The sequence below is a fragment of the Cellulomonas sp. P4_B5_2 genome (assembly GCF_056402235.1).
On record NZ_JBFUHU010000528.1, the window covers coordinates 1 to 1,125 of the forward strand.

The 1,125-nt window shown below is 72.7% G+C and carries 1 protein-coding gene; it reads left to right on the forward strand.

Features of this window, described 5'->3' with window-relative positions; all coding sequences use genetic code 11:
• Window positions 1–267 precede the first annotated feature (267 nt).
• Window positions 268–1,125, forward strand: an 858-nt coding sequence (locus tag AC1DUQ_RS21890) for a sigma-70 family RNA polymerase sigma factor (RefSeq protein WP_477074656.1), incomplete at its 3' end; no start/stop codon positions are given.

Below are 1,125 nucleotides of genomic sequence, written 5' to 3' on the forward strand. Positions count from 1 at the left end.
CAGCCACACGGACCGGACGCTCTCGTCGCGCCAGCGTTCTCTGACCGCCGTGGGCAGGGCGTCCGTCGGGACAGCTCCCGAGACGTCCGGCAGGGCAGCGTTGTTCGACCCCGAGTTCATCATCGTCACGCCGGATGAGAGGCCGACACCTGTCGGGTGTGACGCCGGTCCGCGAGTTTTCACCCGCCGGGATTCTCTCCGCTTATGTAGAAACGAGGGATATGGCAGTCTGTGCGGTCGGACGTTGAAAGCTGATGGGAGCTGTTCGTGTCACCACGCACGCAGCTGGACGGCGGTATCACGGCGGACGCGGAGCTGATCCTCTCCGCGCGCGCGGGTGACACGGCTGCCATCGGCGCGCTCTATGAGCGGCACGCGGGCGCTGCCTGGGTGGTCGCGCGGCAGTACACGGACTCCCCGGCAGACGCCGACGACGTCGTCGCCGACTCCTTCACGGCCGTCTTCGGCGCCCTCCAGCGCGGCAGCGGCCCCGAGTCCGCGTTCCGCGCGTACCTGTTCACCGTGGTGCGTCGCGTGGCTGCGGTCCGCCGCGAGAAGGCCCGTCGCATGCAGCCGACCGATGACCTCGCCGTCCTCGAGTCGGGCACCGCGTGGGCCGGCACCGCCGAGGAGCCCGCGCTGGCCGGCTTCGAGCGTGGCGTCGTCGCGCGGGCGTTCCACACGCTGCCCGAGCGCTGGCAGGCCGTGCTGTGGCACACGGAGGTCGAGGGCCTGTCTCCCGCGGAGATCGCCCCCATCCTCGGACTGACCGCCAACGGGGTCGCCGCGCTCGCGTACCGCGCGCGCGAGGGACTGCGTCAGGCGTACCTGCAGCAGCACCTCCAGGACCCGCTCGACGAGGGGTGCCGTGCGGTTGCGGGGAAGCTGGGCGCCTACGTCCGGGGCGGGCTCGGCACGCGTGAGACCACCCAGGTGCAGGCACACCTCGAGGACTGCGGGACCTGTCGCGGGCTGCTGCTCGAGCTGGGCGACGTCAACCACGGCATGCGTGCGGTCATCGCGCCGCTCGTGCTGGGACTGGTCGGGCTGGGCGCCCTCGGCGTGCTCCTGCCCGTCGGCGGTGGGCTCGCCGCGGGCGCGGCCGCCGCGGCCTCCGCCGGGGCG